The organism is Streptomyces sp. DH37 (genome assembly GCF_029813835.1).
In the GTDB taxonomy this organism is placed as follows: domain Bacteria; phylum Actinomycetota; class Actinomycetes; order Streptomycetales; family Streptomycetaceae; genus Streptomyces.
On record NZ_JARVKV010000214.1, the window covers coordinates 1 to 419 of the forward strand.

Annotated in this window: 1 protein-coding gene; it reads right to left on the reverse strand. The window is 69.2% G+C overall.

The genetic code is table 11. The features are described 5' to 3' along the window. Nucleotides 1-23: 23 nt before the first annotated feature. Nucleotides 24-419, reverse strand: a 396-nt coding sequence (locus tag QC029_RS30730; RefSeq protein WP_279559118.1) for a CPBP family intramembrane metalloprotease, incomplete at its 5' end; no start/stop codon positions are given.

The window sequence follows — 419 nt, forward strand, 5'->3', positions numbered from 1 at the left end:
GTCCGTGCGCACCTGACGCGCGCTCAGGCGGTGCCGAAGATGTACGGCAGCGTCACCAGCATGCTGATCGACCACACGCAGTGCGTGATGATCGGCGCCAGGATGCCGCCGGAGGCCCGGCGCTGGAGACCGACGACGAGCCCGAGCAGGATCGCGGCGAAGGCCAGCATGATGTTGCCGGTCGCGGCGGTGGCGATGACGTAGGCCAGCGTCGACCAGAGGATCGGGTACTTGGTGATCGCGGCGTAGAGCGCCCCGCGGAAGAACAGCTCCTCGGCGATGCCGTTGATCGCGGTGATCGCCACCAGCAGCGGCAGCGACCCGGCGTCGGCGTAGGAGATCACCTTCGCGACCTGGTCGGAGAGCCAGGGGATCTGGGCGACCACGAGGCCGCCGGCGACGAAGAACACCGCCAGCCC